This window comes from Stenotrophomonas sp. YJH_SMC_82, from assembly GCF_059368875.1.
Map to the genome: position 1 here is coordinate 1 of NZ_JCAFSE010000008.1, position 20,466 is coordinate 20,466.

Consider the following 20,466-nt stretch of genomic DNA (forward strand, 5'->3'; position numbering starts at 1 on the left):
CGAAGCCGCCACGCGCGCCACCATTTCCATGGCAATGCCGGTCATCGCAGCCAACACCGCCATCGAGAACATGGTGCCGATGCCATAGAACAACCATCGTTGGAACAGGGACTTTGTCTGCTCAAACAGCAGGCAGAGGATGAACAGTGGACCAAAACCAATGAACAATGACATTGCGATCTGGTACAGCAATAGCATGGCGCCCGCCGTAACGGCTGGTCCGCCGGTGCCCAGCCCAATGAACCACATTGCACGGGTCTTTGCGCTATCCAGCGTTACGTCGCCGGCAACATCCAGCACACTTACCGACGTGAGCGCCAGCTGCATATAACCCAGGTTCTTGTCAATCAGTTCCTCGGCGGTCGACTTCTTTCCGGTCACGATATAGGTGATCTGGTCCTGCACATCGCCAGTCAGGAAGTTCTGCAGCTTGGTCCCAAACATGGCCATCGACGTAGCGACCGTAACGATCAGTGCCGCCCGTGCCATGTTCGTCATCAACGCAGCCATCGAGTCACGGCTTCGCCCAGTCACGATGCGGAAGCCCTGGATGAGCACCCACAGCGTCATCAGCACCAGGGCCATCGTGCCGACCCAGGTCATCATCCGGCTCAGGATACCGTTGCCGAAATTGGTGATCTCTTCGCGCAGATATTCCAGGATCAGCCGGAAGAAGACGAAGTCGCCCACGGAGGCGAACAACGTGCCGTGCAACAGATCATTGAACACCATACCGTGCATCATTCCCTGACTCATCACATCACCCGCCCCGCGTCGGGGCCCTGCTGGAGTGCGTTGCGCACGTGATTCACTTGGTGGAGAGCGCGGCCTTCAGCGCGCCGGCCTTGATGACACTTCCAATCGGGTTGCGCTCGCCCCGCAACGCACGCTCGGCCAGATTCTTCTGCCGCCCCTGCAAGGCAGCGATCTGCTGGTCGTAGACCTTGATGGTGGTCTCCCACTTCTTGAAGGCCTTCTCAAGCTCGACCGAGGTTGCCGTATTGTTGGAGATATCCTCCTGCAGTGCGCCTTCATTCTTGAACGCGTTGCGGATCCGACGCAGCTGCTGAAGCATCTGCTCCATCGCCGGCATGGACATCTGCACGACCTCGACAGTCTCGTTGTACTTCTTGTTCTCAAGCACCTGGATGTAAGAGCAGATCGCACGCTGCTGCGCCCCGATGTCACCGCCCGGGCTCATGTTCAACACTGCCATCAGACCATTCATGCTGATCATGGAATCGCCGCCGCACTTCTCGGCCACGTTCCAGTTCTCGGGAATCTTCGTCAGCGCAGGAGTCGGCGGCATCAGGGGGGAAGCAATGATCTGGGTCCAGTTCTGGAGCTTGGACATCCAGTTGTCGATGGTCTTGGAGTACTGCTGAGCCGTTTCACTCCAACGCTGCGCAGTCTGAAGATATTCCTGACCGGCCTTCATCTCCTGCATGAAATTCATGATCCAGTTGAATGGGTCATAGACCGTCATCGCCTGCGCGGGACTGGTGCCTGTACTGATGGTCATGCCCAGGGTCAACACTGCGGCCATCATCGGCGCGAAGCGCCTGCGTCGCACCGGAGTGCGGCGGAGTTCAGTTGTCATGGGGGTTTCCTTGTTCGTCTGAGCGAGCGTCTTCATGCCGTCTCCTCCTGCTCGGCCCGCTTCCCGGACCCTTTTCGATGTTTGTAGAAGTCTTCCAGCCACTGCTCCGGCGTGAGCTCGTCCACGGTGATCCGGTTGCGGACTGCAGCGGTCTGCAACACGCGATGCATGATGTCGATGTTGTCGGTCGAGGCCGAGATCACCGACAGGATGTCGTCCATGCCACGCAGGTTGAGCTGGCAGACGCTGGACGCATGGCCCTGCTTGACCAGGAAGCAGCGCGAGCGCTCGTCGAGCGCGGTAACCACCTTGAACTCGGCCTCGGTCAGCTTCAGGCCATCCATGTAATCGCTCTTGCTGGCATTCGGGTTCGGCAGCAGGATCAGGGTGGCGGTCTGTTCGATCAGGGCGGCGGAGATATCACTCTTCAGTGCATCTTCCGGGCTCTGCGTTGCGAAGATGCCCAGACCATTCTGCTTACGGATGGTCTTCTGCTTGTTCTTCGCGAATTCCTTCAGGCCACCCTCGCCGTCCAGGATCTTCCAGAACTCGTCCATCACGTAGATCAGCGGACGACCATCGATCAACGATTCCAGGCGGTGCAGCAGGTAATTGATGACCGGCACGCGCACTTCGGGATTGTCGATGATGTCGGTGTAGTCGAAGCCGATGATATTGGCCTTGCTCAGATCAACGGTGTCGACCGGATTGTCGAATACCCAGCCCAGCGAATTGCCCGAGGTCCAGCGGCGCATGCGCGCGTAGAGCCCATCGTCGCCCATGTTGGGCAGGCTCTTCTGGAAGTTGGTCATGCTGCGAAGGTGCATCGGCGTATCGAGCATGCTTTCCACCGCGCGGTAGATGTCCTCTTCCTCGCGCGCACTGTACTCACGCTTGCCGGCCAGCACCTTGATCAGGTCGGCCAGGAACTGCACGTTGGCTTCGTTGTTCTCGCACTGGAACGGGTTGAAACCGGTCGGCGCGCCGTTCTCCAGGGCCAGATAGTTGCCACCGCAGGCGCGCACGAAGATCTCCGCACCACGATCCTTGTCGAAGAAGAAGATGGTCGGCGACGGCTCGTACTTCTGCACCTGGCTGAGCAGGAAGTTGATCAGCGCGGTCTTACCGGTACCCGACTTACCAATCACCATGGTGTTGGCAATCGCCTTCTCGCCCAGCGAGTTCTCCGACGGATGGGTCGCGTGGAAATTGAAGTAGTACGGCTGGCCGTTGGTGGTTTGCAGCGTGGTGACGCAGTCGCCCCACGGGTTGTTGTGCTGCTTGCCGGTCGCGAAGTTGTGCAGCGGCGACAGGCCCAGGAAGTTCAGCGAGCTGACATTGGCCAGGCGGGTGCGATAGCGCCAGTTGGCCGGTAGCTGCGAATAGAAGGACGAGGTGACCGCCAGGTCTTCCTTGGTCGACACGAAACCCGCATTGGACAACTCGGCGCGCGTCGTGGCCACGTTCTGCGACAGCTTGGCCTGGCTGTCGCCGTAGACCGTCATGATGAAGTGGTACTCGCCCAGCACGAAATTGCCCGACGACAGCTGGTCCATCGCCTGGTCCAGCTCGACGATCTGGCTGACTGCCTTGTCACCGGAGGAGATCATCATGCCCTTGGTGCGGTCGAGCACCTTGAGTGCGTCCTGACGCCCCATCGGGCTGAACGAATGGGTGATGACGTACTCGTAATCCAGGTACTTCAGGCCATTGAGGATGCCCGGGTAAGTCCCCTCGGCATACTCCTTGATGTTCAGGATGGCGCCGAAGTGGTTGGCACCATTAGGGGTGTTGATGACGAAGTCACCGGTTTTGGCCGAGAACATGTGCCGGCTGACCGGCAGGTAGTCCTTGATCGGTGCCGAAAGCACCGGTACCGGCTCGTCGATGCGATTGATCAGGTAGCCGAACAGCTCCAGCGTTTCAGAGAACACCACACCGTTCTTGGCCTCGTACATGCCCAGGCGATACGGTGCGTAATCGCGGATCACGGCCTCGACGTTGCCGGCCAGCTCCATCAGCTTCTCGATGGCCTGCTCCTGCTCGGCCTGCAAGCGCTCGACATTCGCCGACTTTTCCACGAAGCGTTTCCCGGCGACGACCGGGCGGTAGATCATGGTGAGGTACAGCTCGTTCTGCATGATGCGCTGGGCGGACAGCATGCCCATGTACTGGTCGGATACATCCTGATTGAAGCGCTGGCTGTAGTGGCTCTTGCCTTTCAACGTACGGCGACGGCGAATGTCGTGCACCCAGAAGGCGACATTGACGAAATCCGGTGCCCTCAGCGTCTGCAGCAGGCGGTTGAACGTATTGTGCCGGTGCTCCAGCTCCCATTCCTCGCGACCAACGAACGGCAGTCCTTCCAGATACCAGGTCAACAGGTAGTCGCCGCCCGTGGTCTTGACCACGTTCGGGGCGACATGCGTCGAAAGGGGAATGAACTCACTGATGGAGGTGTCAGGGCTGAACATACGACTGCTTCCAAAGAGGTACTGCCAAGAAGTTTCAACAGACCCGACGGACGCTTGCGCCCGCGGGCCGGATCCGGACCTCAATCCATTCGGGCCGGTTTGTCGCGGTAATGGTTGGGGTTGAATACCCACATGCCATCGTGTTCCTGCACGTTGCGGACTTTCAGCTTGAACATCAGGCGCAGGCCCAACAGGCGGAAGATCATTTCGTCACGCTTGGCCATCTGCCGCATGATGAAGACCGCCACCGGAATGGTGAGCAGAAACCAGAAGTTCGTGTACATGCTGAGCAGCAGCAACCCACCTGCCACCATGAAGAATGGCAGGTAGGGAACGCCCAGGAACATTGCCGGACGTGTGCAGCCGCGGAAGACGACGTTCTTATGCACTGTAGTACTGGACAGCCTGCTGGATCAGCATGGAGGTCTTGCCCTCGCAGGTGCCATAGTCGTCACCCAGCAGCATACGTGCGATCTGGCCAGCGGCACCGATCAGTACGCCACCGATCAGGATCGGAGCCACATCACCAATGCGCTTATGCGCAAAGGCAATCTGGTAGCCAGCAAAGATGACGGCAATGGTCACCACGGCGATCGAGGCCATGTTCAGCAGACCATTGATGCTGTCGAAGAAGCCACATACCTTCTTCTCGGTGCCACCATAATTGACGCCGCCCTGATTGGCGAAGACCTCCGGAGCGAACAGCGCACCAACGAAGAGGGTGGCCATCAGCAGAGTCTTCAGCGTGCGCTGGGCCTGGACGAGGTCGAGATTGGATCGCTTCATGGATTGATTTCCTTGTTGATGGACTAACACAACTGAATCGACCAGCCGGGGGACTGGCCGCACCACGACTTCGTCAGAACACGAAGGCCGCATCCCCTGCGGGAATCTGCTGCACCGGCGCAGCCTGCACCGGTGCGTTGAATGAATTGTCGCCACCGGCGACAGGCTGGTTGCGCTCGCTCCAGGGCCGCAGCATCACTGGCCCCTCATTGCCGGCGCCAGCAGCACTTGGCAGCTGCTGCGGCATGGCCATCGCCTGTGCAGCACCCTGCTGAGGCAGCTGCTGCGGCATGCCACCGGCCTGTTGCTGGGGATAGGCGGGCCCTTGGCTGGGCTGCGCCTGAGGCTGCATCATCCTGTCCACTGAACCCAGCACCACCTTGGACAGCGCTTGGTCGGCGAGATTCAGCAGGCTGCCCCGCGCCATCGCACCGGTGGACGGGTACACGACATAGGCGCGTGCGGGATCTTCCGACGGCACGTACACCGGGCCATTGGACTGCGCAACGATGCGGGCCTGCGCCGGAGAGGCCAGCTGCGGATGATGTTCGACCTTCACGCTGCGGCGCTCGCCGCGGCTGACCACGTCGATCGGTGCAACGCCATTGCTGGCAAGCATCTGCCCGCGGCGCATCGAGTCATAGACCTTCTGCACGTAGCCGTGACGGAAGCCGGTCTCGAAATTGCCCGAGTAGTAGCAGCTGAACGACTTGCCCCAATCACCACCGGAGCGCTTGTAGCACTCGGCGAGGATGCGCGAACCCGCCTGCAGGTTCGGGCACTGCTGGAAGGCCTTCTCGTAGGAATCCAGGCCGTATTTGCCCAGGTTGTAGCGATTGACCTGGGCCAGCCCGATGGAGAAGTTGTAGCCCTTCTCTTCAAGCATGCGCACCGTCGCCAGCGCTTCGTCCAACGCCTTGGGCTGGCGCACCAGTGCGCCGCCGACCACGCCGATGGCGTAGGGATTGCGCGACGATTCGACGTTGATTACATGCTGCATCACATCCATCGAGACGGCCATCTCCGGGCACGCCATCATTTCCAGTCCTGGCAGCATCCTTCAGCCCTCCTGCCCCTGGGCACGCCCAGGATTGAAGTCGATGCCGGTGATGTAGCGCGAGCCGGCATGCGCCTTGATATGCACGACGATGTCGATGGTCATCATCAACAGCCGCTTGATCACGTTGAATTCAAGGCCCGAACCTTCGGTCGAGGCCTTCACCATCAATGCCAGCTGGTCCCAGGTCTGCTCTGGACTGCCAGCGTGGCAACTGGTGATCGAACCCGGGTGGCCCGATGCACAGTTGCGAATGAAGTAGAACGCTTCATCACCTCGCAGCTCGGCTAGGATGATGCGTTCGGGCTTCATGCGCAGGCAGGCTTCCATGCAGCTCTTGGCGCTGACATTGCTGGTGCTTTGTCCACCCTTGGAATACAGCAGGTGCACCACATTGGGTTGGGTCAGAAACAGTTCGCGCGCGTCCTCGATCGTGACCAGGCGCTCGTTGTCCGGGATATGATTGACCAACGCTTTCATGAAGGTGGTCTTGCCGCTACCGGTCGCACCGGATACCACGATGTTCTTGCGGTACATCACCGCACGCCGGAAGAACTCGGCGTACTCGCGCGAATGGCGCAGCTCCAGCAGCTCACGATCCTGCTCGCTGATGCTGCCATCGGTTTCGAGGATCTGATTGAAGAAGCCGTCTTCGTGATACTGGCTGAGCGACTTGGTGTGCTTGGACGGCAGACGGATGGTGATCGACACCTTGCCTGCATCACATGCCGGCGGAATCACGAACTGCGCACGCTGGCCAGTGGGGAACGTGAGCGACACGACCGGATCGGCATCGGTGATGCGCTGGCCGGTGTTGCTCTCGTTCACCACCGCCGTGCAGAACTGCCGGGCCCGCTCGAAGGTCAGGCTCGGCACGTCCACCCGCTGCCACCCCGCCCGGGTTTCCAGGTACAGCTCACCGGGACGGTTGATGCAGATTTCCGTCACTTCCGGAGACGTCATGTACTCGGCGATGCCCAGCACTTCGTACTGATAGCGCAGGAAATCGCTGGAGACGAGGGCGAGGGGTGACACTTCGGCGTCCATGATCTTTCGTTGAGTTACCGGCGGGGGTTCAGCACGTTGGTGAAGTCAACGTCCTTGGCGACGTAGACATTCACGATCGTGCCCTGGTTGATCGTGACGGTTGGCGGACGGCGCTCGCTGAGCGCCTCATTGGCAAGTCGCTCCATGGTGCGAGCGGTTGCGCTCTCGTAGGGAGAGCGCACGGCAAAGCCGTTGCTGGCGACCGTTGTCGATTCTGGACCGTGCTCGGCTGCGGCGTACTTGAAGGCGTCAGCGATGAGGCTGATCATCAGCGCCGACGCGATACGGCTACCCCAGTGCGCACTGTACTGGCCAGGATGTCCTGCCCCGCCCAGGCCGTCCGTACCAGGGCTGGACATCGCCACGTCGATGCCATTCGGCGTGGTGATGCGATCCCAGATCACTTCCACCCGCTTGCCGATCGGACCACCGCCGTAGGAGCCATAGATCTTGGAGCCCTTCGGAAGCAGCAGGCTGCGCCCATTGATCGAGTACACCGGCTCGGTCAGCAGGCACGATGTGTAGCCGGCCACGTCGGTGATGATCCGCGTTTCCAGCACGCATCTCAGGTACGTGCCACGAACCAGCAGCGCGTCAGGGCTACGGATATAGGCGGCATTGGAGACATTTTCCACGTCGGGGCCACGACGGATCTTCTGCGGCTGGGTCTGAGGATTTGCTGCCGCCTGCATGGCAGCGATCATCGCCTGGTTGTAGTCAGAGTTCTGGCTACCGGACGACGCGCCCGCGTCGCCCCCCCCTACCCCGGAACCGCCGCCCATGCGCCGGTCCATCAACGTCGGCCCGCGATCTTCTTGTGGCCTACTCGCCGACGGAAAACCGGGCATGGGCACTTCCTGCTGGGGCGCAGGCGGCAGCATCGGAATCGGATCGGCAGCAGCCACCGGCGGCGCCGGATCAGCTGCGGTACCCACGCTCGGCAGCTGTGGTGTCGTCGCACGCGCCTCTTCCCGCGGCTTGTTCTGCTCGGTCGCATCATCCTGCCCCTTGCGGAACAGCAGGAAGCCCATTGCCATCAGCAGCAGCACGATGCCACCGAGGAACAGCAGCGCCTTTCGGTTCAGCCGCTGCTCTTCGGCCGAGCGCAGCTGCGGCGCGGCCGCGTCAAGATCCGGCGCCGGCTCGGCCTGGGCCGTGCCGAAGTAGGGATTCGACGGCGCGTCCGCGGCACCCTGTGCGCCATACGGGCTCTGGCTCTCGTCGCGTCCGTTGTTCGGGTCGTTTCCGGGAGTGTTCTGCTGGCTCATTTCTTCACGTTCCTTCGCAGACCGACGACGAAGTCGCCGTGGCGGATGACCAAGTACGGGTAGGTCCCGTGCACGATCAGCGTATTGCCTTCAACCGTGGTGTTGACCACAAAGTCCTCACCGTATTCCGTTTCGCGACCAAACACCGCCGGGAAGATGCCGGTCTTGTACTCCGGCGAGTTCGGCAGTTTCAGGTAGGTGAAACGGCTATCGTCATAGGCGTTGACCGGGATCAGCCACCCCATCTTCTTCGCCTTGCTGGTCGAATAGGAGTAGTTGAAGTTGTACTGGCGGTCCTTGGCCAGTTCAGAGCTCAACAGCGGTTTGGCCTCTTCCTCCACCGCTTCCTGGGCGACACCGAACACGGTGTCGTTGGGATAGACGAAGGCGATCTTGTACTGCACGCCTGCACGACGGGCCTGCTCCAGCTGGCGCCAGTCGGTGGCCACCACCTTCAGTTCGAAGATGTAGGAATGGGTCTCGGTGCGCACCATCATGTTGGTGTCGACGTCGACGTTCTTCGGCTTGAGGTAGAACACGTTCTCGCGACGGGTCAGTTCCCAGCCGCTGCTGAAGCCGGTGCTGTAGTCGAGGATCTTCTCGTTCGGGCTCAACTCGATCTGGGTGGTCAGCCCCAGGCCGGTGCGAACCGGGTAGATACGGTCCTTCTCATACTCGTAGTGGTCTACCGCCTGCGCCATCGCCGCTGCTGAGAACAGCAACGACAACATCGACAGCAGCGCCAGCGCGCTTCCCCTGATATTTCGACTACTCATCGGTTGCTTGCTCCATCAGCAGTTCCGGTGGAATTGTTCTGCGCCGGCCTCATGGCCGGCTGTCCGGGCATGGCCTGCCCCGGCATTGCTTGCCCCTGCACCGGCTGACCCGGCATCGGTTGGCCCTGTACAGGCTGTCCCGGCATCGGCTGGCCCGGTACCTGACCGTTGGCTGGCACCGCGACCGGCTGGCCGGTGGCCGGGTCGATCATGGTGGCTGCGGCCGGATTGTTGGGATCGTAGACGCCCTGTGCCTGCTGCGCCGCCTGTGCGGCCTGCTGCGCCTGCGCCTGCATGGCGCCGTCATCCGGCACCGGCACGCCACGCGAATAGTCGTTGTCGACTCGGTACTCGGTGACCTGGAAGGCCAGCGGATTGAGGATGCGATCCTGTTCGGACAACGCCAGGTTCTGGTTGTACTCGAAGCGCATCGTCACCAGCTGGTTGTCAAGGTAGCTGGATGCTCCGGTCCGCTTGTCCAACAGGCTGCGCTGGATGCGCACCGATGCACCGCGGAAGCTGCCGTTCGGCTCAGCCCCCAGCGGCGTGATGCTCAGGATCTTGACCCGAATGGCCTTTTCGCGGCCGTACATCACAAACGGGTTCTGAGGGTTACTTCCTGCGTATCGCATACGCATGCTCTGAGCAACCGGGCTGCTGGACATCACGAACACCAGTTCCCAGTCACGCAGGCCCATCACCGCCGAGTCATACGATTCGCGCGCGAGCACGTACTGGGCGACGTTGCTGCGATTGATCGCTTCGTTGGTGGTGATCGTCTCGCCCTGGAAGGTGCCACTCAACCGCGCGACGGTCGCCGTACCCGTGTAGGCATCGGCCATGACCAGGAACGGCACCTTTTCCTTCAGCGGCAGCATGTAGTAGTAGCCGCCCGCCAGTGCGAGCGACATCAGCAACGAGCCTGTGGCGACCCACCACGCACGCCGCTCGCTGCGGCGTGCCATGTCGGCCACGGTGATCTCGTAGCTGACCGCCTTGGCGACCGACTGCTCGACCTTGGGACTATTGCCGGGATCCTTCTTGCGGAACATGGATTCTTCCGTACTGCTGAAACATCAATGGGCGTGGCGCCCCTGCGACAGGCGCGGGGAGCAGCACGTTCGATGATTTCGAGGTGGACTCAGGTGCCGCTGTTGGAATCAGCGCCCTGTGCCGACGCGGTCGGCGTCGAGCCAGCGCTCTGCACAACGATCTGGTTGCCAACGATGGAGACGGAGATGCCCTGCGCTGCATAGGCCGCCGTCAGATCGATCACGGCCTGCTGAGCGTTGGTGGTGTCGATGCTGGAGACCGCGCCGTACAGGGTGAAGTCCGAGCTCAGGCGGTAATCCAGCGTGCGTCCGGAATCCTTGGCCCAGCGCTCGAGCATGGCTTTGAGCGTGCCATCCATCGGCGAAGCCTGGTAGACGTAGCTGGAGTACAGCGGGATCTCGGTGGGTGCCGCAGCAAAGCGGTTGACCGGCTTCCAGCGGCCTCCGAAATCGGGAGCGGACTTGGTGGCGCAACCGGCCACCATCAACGCCGCCACTGCGGCGATGGACATTTTCGCGATAAACGCCTGATTCATACGGGCTTCACTTTGACGTACGAAAAAGCAGTCCCGAGCATTGGTCCCCCTGGTCGTCCGGCGCTGCGTCGCGCACGCCGGAATCGGAGCGACGTGCTGACTGGCAGCACACCCCACTCCGGCTCCCCTGCAGCCAACGGCTGCCAACCAGGTCGCGGGGCCGCCAGACACTGCCGACGACACACCCGCATACCTCACCAACGTCGAAACCATCCTTGTTTCATGGCACAAACTCCTGGCCACCCTGCTCTACAACATCTGCCATCCATCACACATTTCTGAACGACATGCACAGGGTCGCACAACCACGCGTCAATTCCATGTCAGACAAGTCTGAAAATCCATGAACAAATGCCAAATTCTTGACCGAAATCACGAATTCACATCCTTAACTACGAATGGTGATCACAAATTCAGCGTCGTGAATTAGACGTTCAGCATCGGAACGTCCACCTTCGGCAGCAGCCTCGAGGTGAAGTAGCGATCCTTGTAGTACCGGATCTTGTCGCACTTCACCGGGTGAGGTATCCCCTCGTACAGGAACACCTCCATGTCCGGCCCCATGGCCTTCAGCTCCTGCGGCAGCATCAGCGCGCGCCGTTCCTCGGTGAAGTTGTGGGTCTTCTCGCGGGCATGGGTGACGTTCTTCCTGCGCACCGTGGTGTAGCCCAGCATGTCCGAGTAGTCATTGGCATCCTGCTGTTCGCGCGGCGCGTACAGGATCTGCAGCGCGTGGTTGGTGATGATCGTGCGCGAGACTTCCCGGCCGTAGGTGGCGTCGAGTTGGGACATGCTCTGGATGATCGGCAGCAGGCGGATGTTGTAGCCGGCCATGTAGGAGACCGCCGAGGCGATGATCTCCACCTTGCCGATCGAGGTGAATTCGTCCATCAGCAGCAGGCACTGGTACTTCAGGTCCGGGTTGGACTTGGGCAGTTCCTTGGTGTTGAGGTTGATCAGCTGGCTGAAGAACAGGTTGATGATCAGCCGGCTCTCGGCCAGCTTGTTGGGCTGGATGCCGATGTAGATGGTCATCTTCTTCTTGCGGACGTCGGTCAGCAGGAAGTCGTTGCTGCTGGTGGCCTTGTCCAGCACCGGGTTGATCCAGGGATTGAGCGGCTCCTTGAAGGTGCCCAGGATCGAGGCGAAGGTCTCATCGGCCTGCGACAGCATGTTGGCGAACGCCGAACGGGCATTGGCACTGAGGAACGGTCGCTCCGACAGGGTCTTGAGGTACTTCTTCAGGTCGGTGCCGTCGCCGGAGGACAGACGGTACACCGCACCGAGCGTGGGCGTGCCGGCGCCGCCCGGGAAACCGCTGCTGCGCTCGTCGTCCCAGTTCTCGAACAGGTACAGGGTAAAGGCCATGAACGCGTTGCGTGCCTGGCTGACCCAGAACTTCTGGTCCTCGGCCCCGTCTGGGTACAGCATCGCGGCGATGCTCATCAGGTCCGACACCCGGAAGGCCGGATCGTCGGAGACGTAGCTGAGCGGGTTCCAGCGGTGCGTGCGCCGGTCCTCGGCGAAGGGGTTGAACAGGTAGATCTCCTGGCCCTGGCTGGCGCGCCAGCCGCTGGTCAGGTCGAAGTTCTCCTGCTTGATGTCCAGCACCACCAGCGATTCGCCGTACTCCAGCAGGTTCGGGATGACCACGCCCACGCCCTTGCCCGAGCGGGTGGGCGCGGCCAGGATCACGAACTGCTGGCCATCCAGGCGCACCAGCTTGCCGCCATGGCTGCCGACCACGATGCTCTGGCCGGTCTTCTTGAACATGCCGTGCTTGGCCAGGTCGGCACCGGTGGCGAAGCGCGCGTCGCCGTGCAGCGAGCGCTTGTCCTTCTTCAGCAGCAGCACCAGGCCGGCCACCAGCAGCACCAGCAGGGGCAGGCCGAAGCCCACGTAGCCCGCCCATTTGATCTTGCCCACGAAGGGCGCGACCTGCGGTTGGCCGATGGCGTGGACGTACTGGTAGTAGGTGTTCCAGGTGAACAGCTGGGTGTCCAGCCCCAGGAACAGCAAGGTCAAGTAGCCGGAGAACACGAAACCAAGCAACAGGGTCGCCAGCGTGATGATGGCGATGAGCAGATACTTCTTACTGGGCAACACCCGAATCCTCCATGATGCGCACGCGGCGCGACGGCCTAGCGGTGGCGCCAGCGCGACGCCTTCTTCCGCAGGTGGTTCTCGTTTTCCAGCCCGGGCTCCTCGCCCTCTTCACGCACCAGTTGCAGCAAGCGTTGGCGCGCTTCGGCCAGTGATATCAGGTCGGTCAGACGATCCCCATCGTCGGCGACGACCGCATGGCCGACCACATCGCCGGGAGCGTACACCGGCTCGTGGGACACCGCTACCAGCTGGTAGCGGCCACGGGTTTCCAGCACATGCCTGAATTCCTGCATCGCACTCCTCCTTGTCGGGGCAACACTGCGCCCCCTGCCCCGCCATCATGCCGGTGGCAGCGTCATGGGCGCATCCACAACCGCTGCGGCGTTTGCGCGAAACTGTGCGCGGATATCCAAGGAGACTGCAATGGACTGGGTAGCACTTGCCCGCACGCTGGCCACCGAGGCCCACGCGGGGCAGATCGACAAGGCCGGCCAGCCTTACATCGGCCATGTGGCGCGGGTGGCGGCTGCGGTGCGCGGCGACGATGACGCCGAAGTGGTGGCCTGGCTGCATGACGTGGCCGAGGACTGCCCGGCGTTTGCCGCGCGGATCGAGGTGTTTCCCGCACCGCTGCGCGAGGCGGTGCAACTGCTCAACCGCGATGCAGCACCCGACGCGGACAGCTACTACGCGCGCATTGCCGCCCACCCGCTGGCACTGAAAGTGAAGCGCGCCGATCTGGATGACAACGCCGATCCGCAGCGGCTGGCGATGCTCGATGCGGCGACGGCCGCGCGCCTGCACGGAAAGTATGCTCATGCCCGGGCGGCGCTGGGCATCTGAGCCGGGCGCGACGAGGCGCGGCGGGCCGGCGTGTCACCGATCAAACGCTGATTTACCCTGAGTGCTGCTGCTCCTGCTGCAGTGCAGCAGTACAATGGGCGGCTCCCGCCCCCCATCGCGCCCCCGCATGAGCCCCAACTCTTCCCTGGCTGCGCGGCTGACGCCCCGCCAGCGCACCCTGATCATCCTCGCCCTTTCACTGGGTGGCTTCGCCATCGGCACCAGCGAGTTCGCCAGCATGGGCCTGATGCTGGAGATCAGCCGCGGCCTGTCGATTTCCGAAACCCAGGTCGGGCATCTGATCAGCGCCTATGCCATCGGCGTGGTGGTCGGCGCCCCGATCCTCGCCTTCGTCGGCGCCAGCTTCCCCCGCCGCAAGCTGCTGCTGGCACTGATGGGCTTCTACGCGGTCGGCAACCTGGCCAGCGCGCTGGCACCGAACTACGGCACGATGCTGGTGGCGCGCTTCGTTGCCGGCCTGCCGCATGGCGCCTACTTCGGCGTGGCGATGCTGGTGGCCGCGGCGATCAGTCCCGCAGGCCAGCGCGGCCAGGCGATGTCACGCGTGCTGCTGGGCCTGTCGATCGCGATCCTGGTCGGCAACCCGCTGACGACCTGGCTGGGTCAGCAGCTGAGCTGGCGCACCGCCTTTGCCCTGGTCAGCGTGCTGGCCATCGCCACCGTGGCGATGATCGCGCGCTTCCTACTGCCGGACCCGGATGAAGTACGTACCTCGCCGATGCGCGAGCTGCGCGCCTTCAACACGTCCCAGGTGTGGCTGGCGCTGACGATCGGCGCGGTCGGCTTCGCCGGCATGTTCTGCGTGTTCACCTACCTGGCACCGACCCTGGTGCAGGTCACCGGCGTGGCCGAATCGTGGATGCCGCTGGCGGTGGGCGTGTTCGGCATCGGCGCGATCATCGGCAACATCGCCGGTGGCTGGCTGGTGGACAAGTTCCACTTCAAGGCCGCCGCCGTGGTGCTGCTGTGGTCGATCGTGATGCTGCTGCTGTATCCGCTGGCCGCACAGTCGGTGTGGACCATCGGCCCGATGATCATCACTGTCGGCACCATGGGCGCACTGGCGGCGGTGCTGCAGACCCGCCTGATGGACGTGGCCGGTGAGGCGCAGACGCTGGCGGCGGCCTCCAACCACGCCGCTTTCAATACTGCCAACGCACTCGGCCCGTGGCTGGGCGGCATGGCAATCAGCGCCGGCTTCAGCCCGGCCAGTACCGGCTATGTCGGCGCGGCTACCGCGATCGGCGGCCTGCTGCTGTGGTGCGTGGCGGTGATGCTGGACAAGAAGCGCAGCACCGCCGTCGTCGGCAGCCACTGAACATTGCCCCGGATCGTCAGTTGCTGCCTCTGCGGCGACGGCGATCCGGTCGCAGCAACGCTGTATCGCCGGCCACCAGGGTCGGCCGCGCCAGCTCACCGCGCTTCACACGGTCCAGCACCCGCCGCGAATTGGCTGCACAGTCGATGCCGTCCGGCCGCGCCTGGATGTCCTCGATCAGGGCCAGCAGGTGCGCCCTGCTCTCTGCCAACCGCAGCTGCAACGCTTCGATGTCAGCCACCTTCTGCTGCAGCATCGCGATCAACGCCTCATGCTGCCACTGGCCCATGTCCGGTGGCAGCAGGGCGCGGATCTCTTCCAGGCTGAAGCCTGCACGCTGCGCGCCCGTGATCAACTCCAGCAACAGCACCGCCTGTTCCGGATAGTCGCGGTAGCCATTGGCCTGGCGCTGCGCCACCAGCAGCCCCGCGTCTTCATAGAAGCGAATGCGCGACGCCGCGAGGCCCGTGAGGCGGGCCAGCTCACCGATCTTCATCTGCCTGAATCCTCGCCATGGGCGCCTGTTGACCTTCAATAAAACTTGAAGGTTAGCGTAGCGCCATTCCCCTGTCCTGGAGCTGTCCGATGTCGCTGTTCTCGCCCCTGGCACTACCCTCCGGTGCCATCATCCGCAACCGCATTGCCAAGGCCGCGATGGAGGAAAACATGGCCGACGCCGACCACGCGCCGTCCGCTGCGCTGCTGCAGCTCTACCAGCGTTGGGCCGATGGCGGCGCAGGACTGATCATCACCGGCAACGTGATGGTCGATGGCCGCGCCATGACCGGCCCCGGCGGCGTGGTGCTGGAAGACGACCGCCACCTTGACCGCTTCATCGCCTGGGCCGAAACGGCACGCTCACGGGGCGCGCAGATGTGGATGCAGATCAACCATCCCGGGCGGCAGATGCCGGCCGCACTCGGCCAACCGGCACTCGCGCCGTCAGCCGTCGCCCTGGAGATGGGCGCGCTGTCCAGGCAGTTCGCACCGCCGCGGGCGATGACCGAGGCGGACATCGAAGAGGTGATCGCCCGCTTCATCCGCAGCGCCGAGCTGGCCGAGCGCGCCGGGTTCAGTGGCGTGCAGATCCATGCCGCGCACGGTTACCTGCTCAGCCAGTTCCTGTCGCCGCTGTCCAACCGCCGCGACGACCGTTGGGGCGGCAGCCTGCACAACCGTGCGCGCCTGCTGCTGGAGATCGTGCAGGGGGTGCGCGCCACCGTGTCGCCCACGTTCGCGGTGGCCGTGAAGCTCAATTCCGCCGATTTCCAGCGCGGTGGCTTCTCGCCCGAGGATGCGCGCGCAGTGGTGGAAATGCTGGCGCCGCTCGGCGTGGACCTGGTCGAACTGTCCGGTGGCAGCTACGAAGCACCGGCCATGACCGGTGCCGCGCGCGACCAGCGCAGCCTGGCCCGCGAGGCCTACTTCCTCGAGTTCGCGCGGGAGATCGCCACGGTGGCAACCATGCCGCTGATGGTCACCGGTGGCATCCGCCGTCGCGCCGTGGCCGATCAGGTACTTGACAGCGGTGTGGCCATGGTCGGCATCGCCACCGCGCTGGCGATCGAGCCGGATCTGCCCCACCGCTGGCAGCAGGGCCGCGACCCGGTGCCGACACTGCGCACCATCGACTGGCGCAACAAACCGTTGGCCGCCAGCGCACACATGGCCGCAGTGAAGTACCAGTTGGCGCGGCTGAGCAGGCTCCGGCCCACGGCGCCGGGTGTTTCGCCCGTCTGGGCACTGCTGCTGGCACAGGCGGCCGCAAAGTGCCGGACCCGCCGCTACCGGCGCTGGATCGGTGCACGCGCAGGAGGATACTGAGCGGGCAGGCTTCTCATCACCGAATCGATGCTTCACCATCTGCACGATCGGCGGCAGCCCGTCGCCGGTCGCAACACGCAGAAGGAACCCTCGTGGCAGCAGGACCAACCAGGAACCACGAAAAGCTGCTCGATGACCTGCTCTCACTGGGCCGCAACTGGGCGCTGGCCATTGCCATCGCAGGTGCCGGAGCTGCGGTCCATTACAGCGAGTCGGTCTACGAAGCAGGCATCTGGCGCGACCTGCTGCCCACGCTCTGCTTCCTGGTCGCCATCGTCTGGATCGTGCTCAGCATCATCCGCTTCGACCTGACCATCCAGCAGCACTTCGAGCGGAAATTGTCACGCTGGCTCAGCCGTCTGCTGTATGTCGTGCTGCTTGGCACCGGCATCACTGCCGTGTTCTTCGTCACCGAACTGGCGGACAACAATCACATCGCGCGGATGTGCGACTCGGTGGCCAATGAACCCGGCAGCCGCATCCACAGGTCGGCCGAGTGCCAGCGCCTGTACCAGCACCGCGCGGCGTACCGGCAGCGCCTGGAATCGGCCGAGGGTGAGTTCGACTGAACGGGCTTCATCGCGGTCTTCGCGCGCGATGAACACATTTCGTGGATGTGCATTTGGGCACAGTGCAGCCGACGCCGCGCTCTCGGCCCGTACCGGACCCGCAATGCCCCCCCATCGCGCACCTGCCCGCCATGATGCCATCGCCTTGCAGGCCGGCATGCTGGGCAGCGTGTTGGGCGTGGCGCTGTTCAAGGCCATCGCACTGTCTGCGTTGGCGACGGGTTCGATGATGGGTATCGGGCTATGGGTGATGGCCTGCGCGCTGCTGGCAGCGTGGGCGCTCGCAGCCTATCTGGCCTGCCTGGCACTGAGCCGGCGCGTGTTCGTGCTGATGCTGGTGCTGTGCACGGTACTGGTGATCTGCATCGCCTGACGCCGGCAGGGGCCGGACTATCGCGCATCTGTTATAGGATAACAAGTGCGGTTGGTCCGATTGTGCATGCCCGGTGTCACGGATTTGAATTCCATGGCCATCCCGGCATCACCCGAGGCCCCCGTGAACCTGCAGCCCCCGCTCCGCGCGACCCTCATTGCCATCGCCCTCGCATCGCTCAGCGCCTGCGCCACCTATGACGACAGCAACATGCATCAAGCCTGCCAGGAGTCGCCGCACCTGAAGGACCTGCCGCCCGAGGTCGCTGCCCGCGAGAGCCGCTGCAACAAGGGCATGGAAGTGTGGTCGAGCGAGCGCAAGGGCAGTGACAAGCCGCTGGACCTGAGCGGAAAGAAGAACAATCCCTGACGAAGGTGCGCACCCGGTTGCCGCGCCTGTCTTGATCGCGCCCATGCATCCGGCTGACTGCTCCATCACAGCCGGCGCGCGACGATGAGGTCTCCCCACCCTGTCGAGACTCAGATGCCGGACACTGCCCACCCTGTCATTCGCGCGTTCGAGGCCGTGTTCGATCTATCAGGCAGCGTGCAGCGCATCACTGCGCTCACGGTCACCTGCCGGCATTGCTCGTCGACCAGCTCTGCCAGCGAAGACAACCTGGTGCAACTTCCGGGCGGGGCGTTGTTCCGTTGTGACGGGTGCGGCTGCCATCAACCGGTCAGCCACGCCCGCCTGTCGGACTGGCAACCGGCGTCGTTGCTGGGTATGTGAGGGCCGCCACGTGGAAATGACTGCGGAACAGCGGAAAATACTCCAGGCAATCGCCGCTGCAGAGCCGGTGCGCGGCGATGCCGCAACGTGGGCGGTGACCGCCGGATGGGCGGTACAGGCGGAAGACGGGGATATCGATCTGACCGAGGCTGGCCGGGATGTGCTCACCGCGCAGGCAGGTCGTAAGGGCTAGACCCGCCGATCAGGCCAGCTTCGCCTCCCTTCGCGCTGCGCCGCGATAGCGGCAACCTGCTGAACAAAGGGTGCATCCCTGCCACGTCAACGGCGAAGTGGCGAGGCCCTTCATGCCGAGGGTGTGCAGGGCGTCATGACATGCGCTCGGCTATGCTGCGCCACCTCCCTGCGCCAATGGCGGCCATGCATCCTTTTCCCCTGCCAGTCTCTGCACCTGATCAGCTCGCCTACCGACTGCTGCAGGACAGTGACTGGGCCCGCTCGGCCAGTGCCGCAAGCGCACCCGCCGAACTTCGCACCTTGCTTGCGATGATCCTGGATTCGCCGGAACCCCTGTGGCTTGCCTGGGGCAAGGAAGACAAGGCGTTCTTCTTCAATGATGCCTATCTGCCGATGCTGGGGGAAAAGCTGCACGGCGCGATGGGCAACCGTCTGGAGGATGTCTGGGCGGACGTATGGACGGACGTGGTGCATGCCGTCGACGACGCCTTTGCCGGCACCAGCCGCAGCTTCAAGAACATGCCATTGATGATGGATCGCGACGGCACGCTGCGCGAAACTTTCTGGACGTTTTCCTATTCACCGCTGCGCGTCGGCTGCGGCAGTGTCGCCGGTATCCTGTGCGTGGTCAGCGAGCAGACCGAACGGGTGATCGAGCGCGACCTGCACAGCCGCCAGGTCGCGGCGATCACCGAGCAGGCGCGGGAGGCCCATCTGGAACTGGTGCGCGCCCGCGAGCAGCTGCGCCAGTCGCAGAAGCTGGAGGCGATCGGCCAGCTCACCGGCGGTGTGGCCCACGACTTCAACAACCTGCTGCAGGTCATCACCGGTTCGGTGGACATGCTCCTGCACACGTGGCCGTCAGACGACACCCGGCGCCGCTACATCCAGGCCATTGCCACAGCCTCGGACCGCGCCACCAAGCTGACCGCGCAACTGCTTGCGTTCTCGCGTCGCCAGAGCCTGTCGCCGGAGGTCTTCGATCTCTGCGAGAGCGTGCACGCGCTTTCGGACATCATCACCACGGTACTGGGTGCACGCATCCAGGTGTCGTTGACGTTGCCCGGCACGCCATTGCCGGTGCTGCTGGACCGGACCCAGCTGGACACTGCATTGATCAACATCGCGGTCAACGCGCGCGATGCGATCGAGGGACACGGCAGGGTGACCATCGAGGTGGAGCAGGTAACCGCGGTGCCTTCGGTGCGCTTCGCCGCGCCGATGAAGGGCGACTTTGCCGCGATCAGCGTGACCGACACCGGAGCAGGCATCGACCCCGCCGTCGTCGACCGCATCTTCGAGCCCTTCTTCACCACCAAGAGCGTCGGCGCCGGAACCGGCCTCGGCCTCAGCCAGGTGTTCGGCTTCGTCAAGCAGTCGGAAGGCGAGGTGGACGTGCAGAGCCAGGCGGGCGCCGGTACCCGCTTCACCCTGTACCTGCCGCTGGCGCAGGCGAGAGAAATGACGGAACGGCCGGCGACGCTACCGGGGCTGCAGCATGGTCACGGTGTCTGCGTGCTGGTTGTGGAAGACAACGTCGATGTGGCCGAATTTGCCGTCGGCGCCCTGCGCGAGCTCGATTACAACGTGGTACTTGCGCACAATGCGGACGAGGCCCTGGCGGAGCTCGAACGGGATGCCTCCCGCTTCGATGTAGTGTTCAGCGACGTAGTGATGCCTGGCATGAATGGCCTGGATCTGGCCCGTACCATCCGCAGCCGCCTGCCTGGGCTTCCAGTGATCCTTACCAGCGGCTACAGCGAACTGTTGGCCCGGGACCCTGGCCATGGCTTCACCCTGCTGCGCAAGCCTTACTCATTGAAGCAGCTGGCCTCGGTGATGACCGAAGCCGGGCGCTGCGCGCAGGCCGTGGTAGCGTCGCCCTAGCG

Annotated in this window: 23 protein-coding genes; 9 read left to right on the plus strand and 14 right to left on the minus strand. The window is 63.3% G+C overall.

Annotated elements, in window-relative coordinates; translation table 11 throughout:
• The 13 genes from AC5P53_RS20050 to AC5P53_RS20110 all read right to left on the minus strand — a co-directional run.
• The coding region (locus tag AC5P53_RS20050) for a TrbL/VirB6 family protein (protein WP_495204274.1) at nt 1-732 on the minus strand (732 nt) is incomplete at its 3' end.
• A 76-nt stretch (nt 733-808) separates the two neighbouring features.
• Nucleotides 809-1,636 (minus strand): hypothetical protein, encoded by an 828-nt coding sequence (locus tag AC5P53_RS20055; RefSeq protein ID WP_236636397.1) that lies wholly within the window; start codon nt 1,634-1,636, stop codon nt 809-811.
• Nucleotides 1,633-4,074: a VirB4 family type IV secretion/conjugal transfer ATPase gene (locus AC5P53_RS20060; protein ID WP_241887439.1), complete on the minus strand. Its 2,442-nt coding sequence runs from the start codon at nt 4,072-4,074 to the stop codon at nt 1,633-1,635. The genes AC5P53_RS20055 and AC5P53_RS20060 overlap by 4 nt, the downstream gene beginning before the upstream one ends.
• Nucleotides 4,075-4,154: 80 nt before the next feature.
• On the minus strand, nt 4,155-4,463 hold the full coding sequence (locus AC5P53_RS20065; RefSeq protein ID WP_019660289.1) for a VirB3 family type IV secretion system protein: 309 nt from the start codon (nt 4,461-4,463) through the stop codon (nt 4,155-4,157).
• Nucleotides 4,456-4,860, minus strand: a complete 405-nt coding sequence (locus AC5P53_RS20070) for a TrbC/VirB2 family protein (protein ID WP_014647573.1) — start codon at nt 4,858-4,860, stop codon at nt 4,456-4,458. Before AC5P53_RS20070 ends, AC5P53_RS20065 begins: the two co-directional genes overlap by 8 nt.
• A 73-nt stretch (nt 4,861-4,933) precedes the next feature.
• Nucleotides 4,934-5,917: a lytic transglycosylase domain-containing protein gene (locus tag AC5P53_RS20075; protein WP_241887436.1), complete on the minus strand. Its 984-nt coding sequence runs from the start codon at nt 5,915-5,917 to the stop codon at nt 4,934-4,936.
• Nucleotides 5,918-5,920: 3 nt separating this feature from the next.
• Nucleotides 5,921-6,964, minus strand: a complete 1,044-nt coding sequence (virB11, locus tag AC5P53_RS20080) for a P-type DNA transfer ATPase VirB11 (RefSeq protein ID WP_014647575.1) — start codon at nt 6,962-6,964, stop codon at nt 5,921-5,923.
• Nucleotides 6,965-6,978: 14 nt separating this feature from the next.
• The gene (locus tag AC5P53_RS20085) at nt 6,979-8,232 is read right to left on the minus strand and encodes a TraB/TrbI/VirB10 family type IV secretion system protein (protein WP_241887434.1); all 1,254 of its coding nucleotides are present in this window, start codon (nt 8,230-8,232) and stop codon (nt 6,979-6,981) included.
• Entirely contained in the window at nt 8,229-9,008 is a 780-nt protein-coding gene (locus AC5P53_RS20090) for a TrbG/VirB9 family P-type conjugative transfer protein (RefSeq protein WP_021202792.1), read from the minus strand. The genes AC5P53_RS20085 and AC5P53_RS20090 overlap by 4 nt, the downstream gene beginning before the upstream one ends.
• The gene (locus tag AC5P53_RS20095) at nt 9,005-10,060 is read right to left on the minus strand and encodes a VirB8 family type IV secretion system protein (protein WP_241887431.1); all 1,056 of its coding nucleotides are present in this window, start codon (nt 10,058-10,060) and stop codon (nt 9,005-9,007) included. Before AC5P53_RS20095 ends, AC5P53_RS20090 begins: the two co-directional genes overlap by 4 nt.
• An 89-nt stretch (nt 10,061-10,149) precedes the next feature.
• On the minus strand, nt 10,150-10,596 hold the full coding sequence (locus tag AC5P53_RS20100) for a hypothetical protein (RefSeq protein ID WP_032957008.1): 447 nt from the start codon (nt 10,594-10,596) through the stop codon (nt 10,150-10,152).
• A 426-nt stretch (nt 10,597-11,022) separates the two neighbouring features.
• Entirely contained in the window at nt 11,023-12,702 is a 1,680-nt protein-coding gene (locus AC5P53_RS20105) for a type IV secretory system conjugative DNA transfer family protein (RefSeq protein WP_014647580.1), read from the minus strand.
• A gap of 35 nt (nt 12,703-12,737) precedes the next feature.
• Nucleotides 12,738-12,995 carry a hypothetical protein gene (locus AC5P53_RS20110; RefSeq protein WP_014647581.1) on the minus strand — a complete coding sequence of 86 codons (258 nt, stop codon included), beginning with the start codon at nt 12,993-12,995 and terminating at the stop codon, nt 12,738-12,740.
• Nucleotides 12,996-13,125: 130 nt separating this feature from the next.
• Here AC5P53_RS20110 and AC5P53_RS20115 point away from each other — a divergent pair, with 130 nt between their 5' ends.
• Complete coding sequence (locus AC5P53_RS20115; RefSeq protein WP_032957003.1) at nt 13,126-13,545, plus strand: HD domain-containing protein; 420 nt, start codon at nt 13,126-13,128, stop codon at nt 13,543-13,545.
• A gap of 127 nt (nt 13,546-13,672) precedes the next feature.
• Nucleotides 13,673-14,884: an MFS transporter gene (locus tag AC5P53_RS20120; RefSeq protein ID WP_111207067.1), complete on the plus strand. Its 1,212-nt coding sequence runs from the start codon at nt 13,673-13,675 to the stop codon at nt 14,882-14,884.
• 16 nt (nt 14,885-14,900) lie between these two features.
• Here the strand turns inward: AC5P53_RS20120 and AC5P53_RS20125 are convergent, their stop codons facing one another.
• Nucleotides 14,901-15,380 (minus strand): MerR family transcriptional regulator, encoded by a 480-nt coding sequence (locus tag AC5P53_RS20125; protein WP_046431348.1) that lies wholly within the window; start codon nt 15,378-15,380, stop codon nt 14,901-14,903.
• Between the two features lie 89 nt (nt 15,381-15,469).
• Between AC5P53_RS20125 and AC5P53_RS20130 the strand changes: the two genes are divergently transcribed.
• From AC5P53_RS20130 to AC5P53_RS20160, 7 genes are all read left to right on the plus strand, one after another.
• A complete protein-coding gene (locus AC5P53_RS20130) occupies nt 15,470-16,708 on the plus strand; it encodes an NADH:flavin oxidoreductase/NADH oxidase family protein (protein ID WP_241887429.1) in 1,239 nt (412 codons plus the stop codon).
• A 92-nt stretch (nt 16,709-16,800) separates the two neighbouring features.
• The gene (locus AC5P53_RS20135) at nt 16,801-17,277 is read left to right on the plus strand and encodes a hypothetical protein (RefSeq protein ID WP_014647586.1); all 477 of its coding nucleotides are present in this window, start codon (nt 16,801-16,803) and stop codon (nt 17,275-17,277) included.
• 103 nt (nt 17,278-17,380) lie between these two features.
• On the plus strand, nt 17,381-17,650 hold the full coding sequence (locus AC5P53_RS20140) for a hypothetical protein (protein WP_014647587.1): 270 nt from the start codon (nt 17,381-17,383) through the stop codon (nt 17,648-17,650).
• A gap of 123 nt (nt 17,651-17,773) precedes the next feature.
• The gene (locus AC5P53_RS20145) at nt 17,774-18,019 is read left to right on the plus strand and encodes a hypothetical protein (RefSeq protein ID WP_014647588.1); all 246 of its coding nucleotides are present in this window, start codon (nt 17,774-17,776) and stop codon (nt 18,017-18,019) included.
• Nucleotides 18,020-18,133: 114 nt separating this feature from the next.
• On the plus strand, nt 18,134-18,382 hold the full coding sequence (locus AC5P53_RS20150) for a hypothetical protein (RefSeq protein ID WP_241887427.1): 249 nt from the start codon (nt 18,134-18,136) through the stop codon (nt 18,380-18,382).
• Nucleotides 18,383-18,398: 16 nt separating this feature from the next.
• A complete protein-coding gene (locus AC5P53_RS20155) occupies nt 18,399-18,575 on the plus strand; it encodes a hypothetical protein (protein ID WP_172980598.1) in 177 nt (58 codons plus the stop codon).
• 185 nt (nt 18,576-18,760) lie between these two features.
• Nucleotides 18,761-20,464 (plus strand): hybrid sensor histidine kinase/response regulator, encoded by a 1,704-nt coding sequence (locus AC5P53_RS20160; protein WP_241887426.1) that lies wholly within the window; start codon nt 18,761-18,763, stop codon nt 20,462-20,464.
• The last annotated feature ends 2 nt before the right edge of the window (nt 20,465-20,466 follow it).

What these genes read in the sequence shown, in the direction of transcription:
- AC5P53_RS20055 (WP_236636397.1), bottom strand. Translation starts at nt 1,636, where the DNA reads ATGAAGACGCTCGCTCAGACGAACAAGGAAACCCCCATGACAACTGAA.
- AC5P53_RS20060 (WP_241887439.1), bottom strand. Translation starts at nt 4,074, where the DNA reads ATGTTCAGCCCTGACACCTCCATCAGTGAGTTCATTCCCCTTTCGACG.
- AC5P53_RS20070 (WP_014647573.1), bottom strand. Translation starts at nt 4,860, where the DNA reads ATGAAGCGATCCAATCTCGACCTCGTCCAGGCCCAGCGCACGCTGAAG.
- AC5P53_RS20075 (WP_241887436.1), bottom strand. Translation starts at nt 5,917, where the DNA reads ATGCTGCCAGGACTGGAAATGATGGCGTGCCCGGAGATGGCCGTCTCG.
- virB11 (WP_014647575.1), bottom strand. Translation starts at nt 6,964, where the DNA reads ATGGACGCCGAAGTGTCACCCCTCGCCCTCGTCTCCAGCGATTTCCTG.
- AC5P53_RS20085 (WP_241887434.1), bottom strand. Translation starts at nt 8,232, where the DNA reads ATGAGCCAGCAGAACACTCCCGGAAACGACCCGAACAACGGACGCGAC.
- AC5P53_RS20090 (WP_021202792.1), bottom strand. Translation starts at nt 9,008, where the DNA reads ATGAGTAGTCGAAATATCAGGGGAAGCGCGCTGGCGCTGCTGTCGATG.
- AC5P53_RS20095 (WP_241887431.1), bottom strand. Translation starts at nt 10,060, where the DNA reads ATGTTCCGCAAGAAGGATCCCGGCAATAGTCCCAAGGTCGAGCAGTCG.
- AC5P53_RS20100 (WP_032957008.1), bottom strand. Translation starts at nt 10,596, where the DNA reads ATGAATCAGGCGTTTATCGCGAAAATGTCCATCGCCGCAGTGGCGGCG.
- AC5P53_RS20110 (WP_014647581.1), bottom strand. Translation starts at nt 12,995, where the DNA reads ATGCAGGAATTCAGGCATGTGCTGGAAACCCGTGGCCGCTACCAGCTG.
- AC5P53_RS20115 (WP_032957003.1), top strand. Translation starts at nt 13,126, where the DNA reads ATGGACTGGGTAGCACTTGCCCGCACGCTGGCCACCGAGGCCCACGCG.
- AC5P53_RS20120 (WP_111207067.1), top strand. Translation starts at nt 13,673, where the DNA reads ATGAGCCCCAACTCTTCCCTGGCTGCGCGGCTGACGCCCCGCCAGCGC.
- AC5P53_RS20125 (WP_046431348.1), bottom strand. Translation starts at nt 15,380, where the DNA reads ATGAAGATCGGTGAGCTGGCCCGCCTCACGGGCCTCGCGGCGTCGCGC.
- AC5P53_RS20130 (WP_241887429.1), top strand. Translation starts at nt 15,470, where the DNA reads ATGTCGCTGTTCTCGCCCCTGGCACTACCCTCCGGTGCCATCATCCGC.
- AC5P53_RS20140 (WP_014647587.1), top strand. Translation starts at nt 17,381, where the DNA reads ATGCCCCCCCATCGCGCACCTGCCCGCCATGATGCCATCGCCTTGCAG.
- AC5P53_RS20150 (WP_241887427.1), top strand. Translation starts at nt 18,134, where the DNA reads ATGCCGGACACTGCCCACCCTGTCATTCGCGCGTTCGAGGCCGTGTTC.
- AC5P53_RS20155 (WP_172980598.1), top strand. Translation starts at nt 18,399, where the DNA reads ATGACTGCGGAACAGCGGAAAATACTCCAGGCAATCGCCGCTGCAGAG.
- AC5P53_RS20160 (WP_241887426.1), top strand. Translation starts at nt 18,761, where the DNA reads ATGCATCCTTTTCCCCTGCCAGTCTCTGCACCTGATCAGCTCGCCTAC.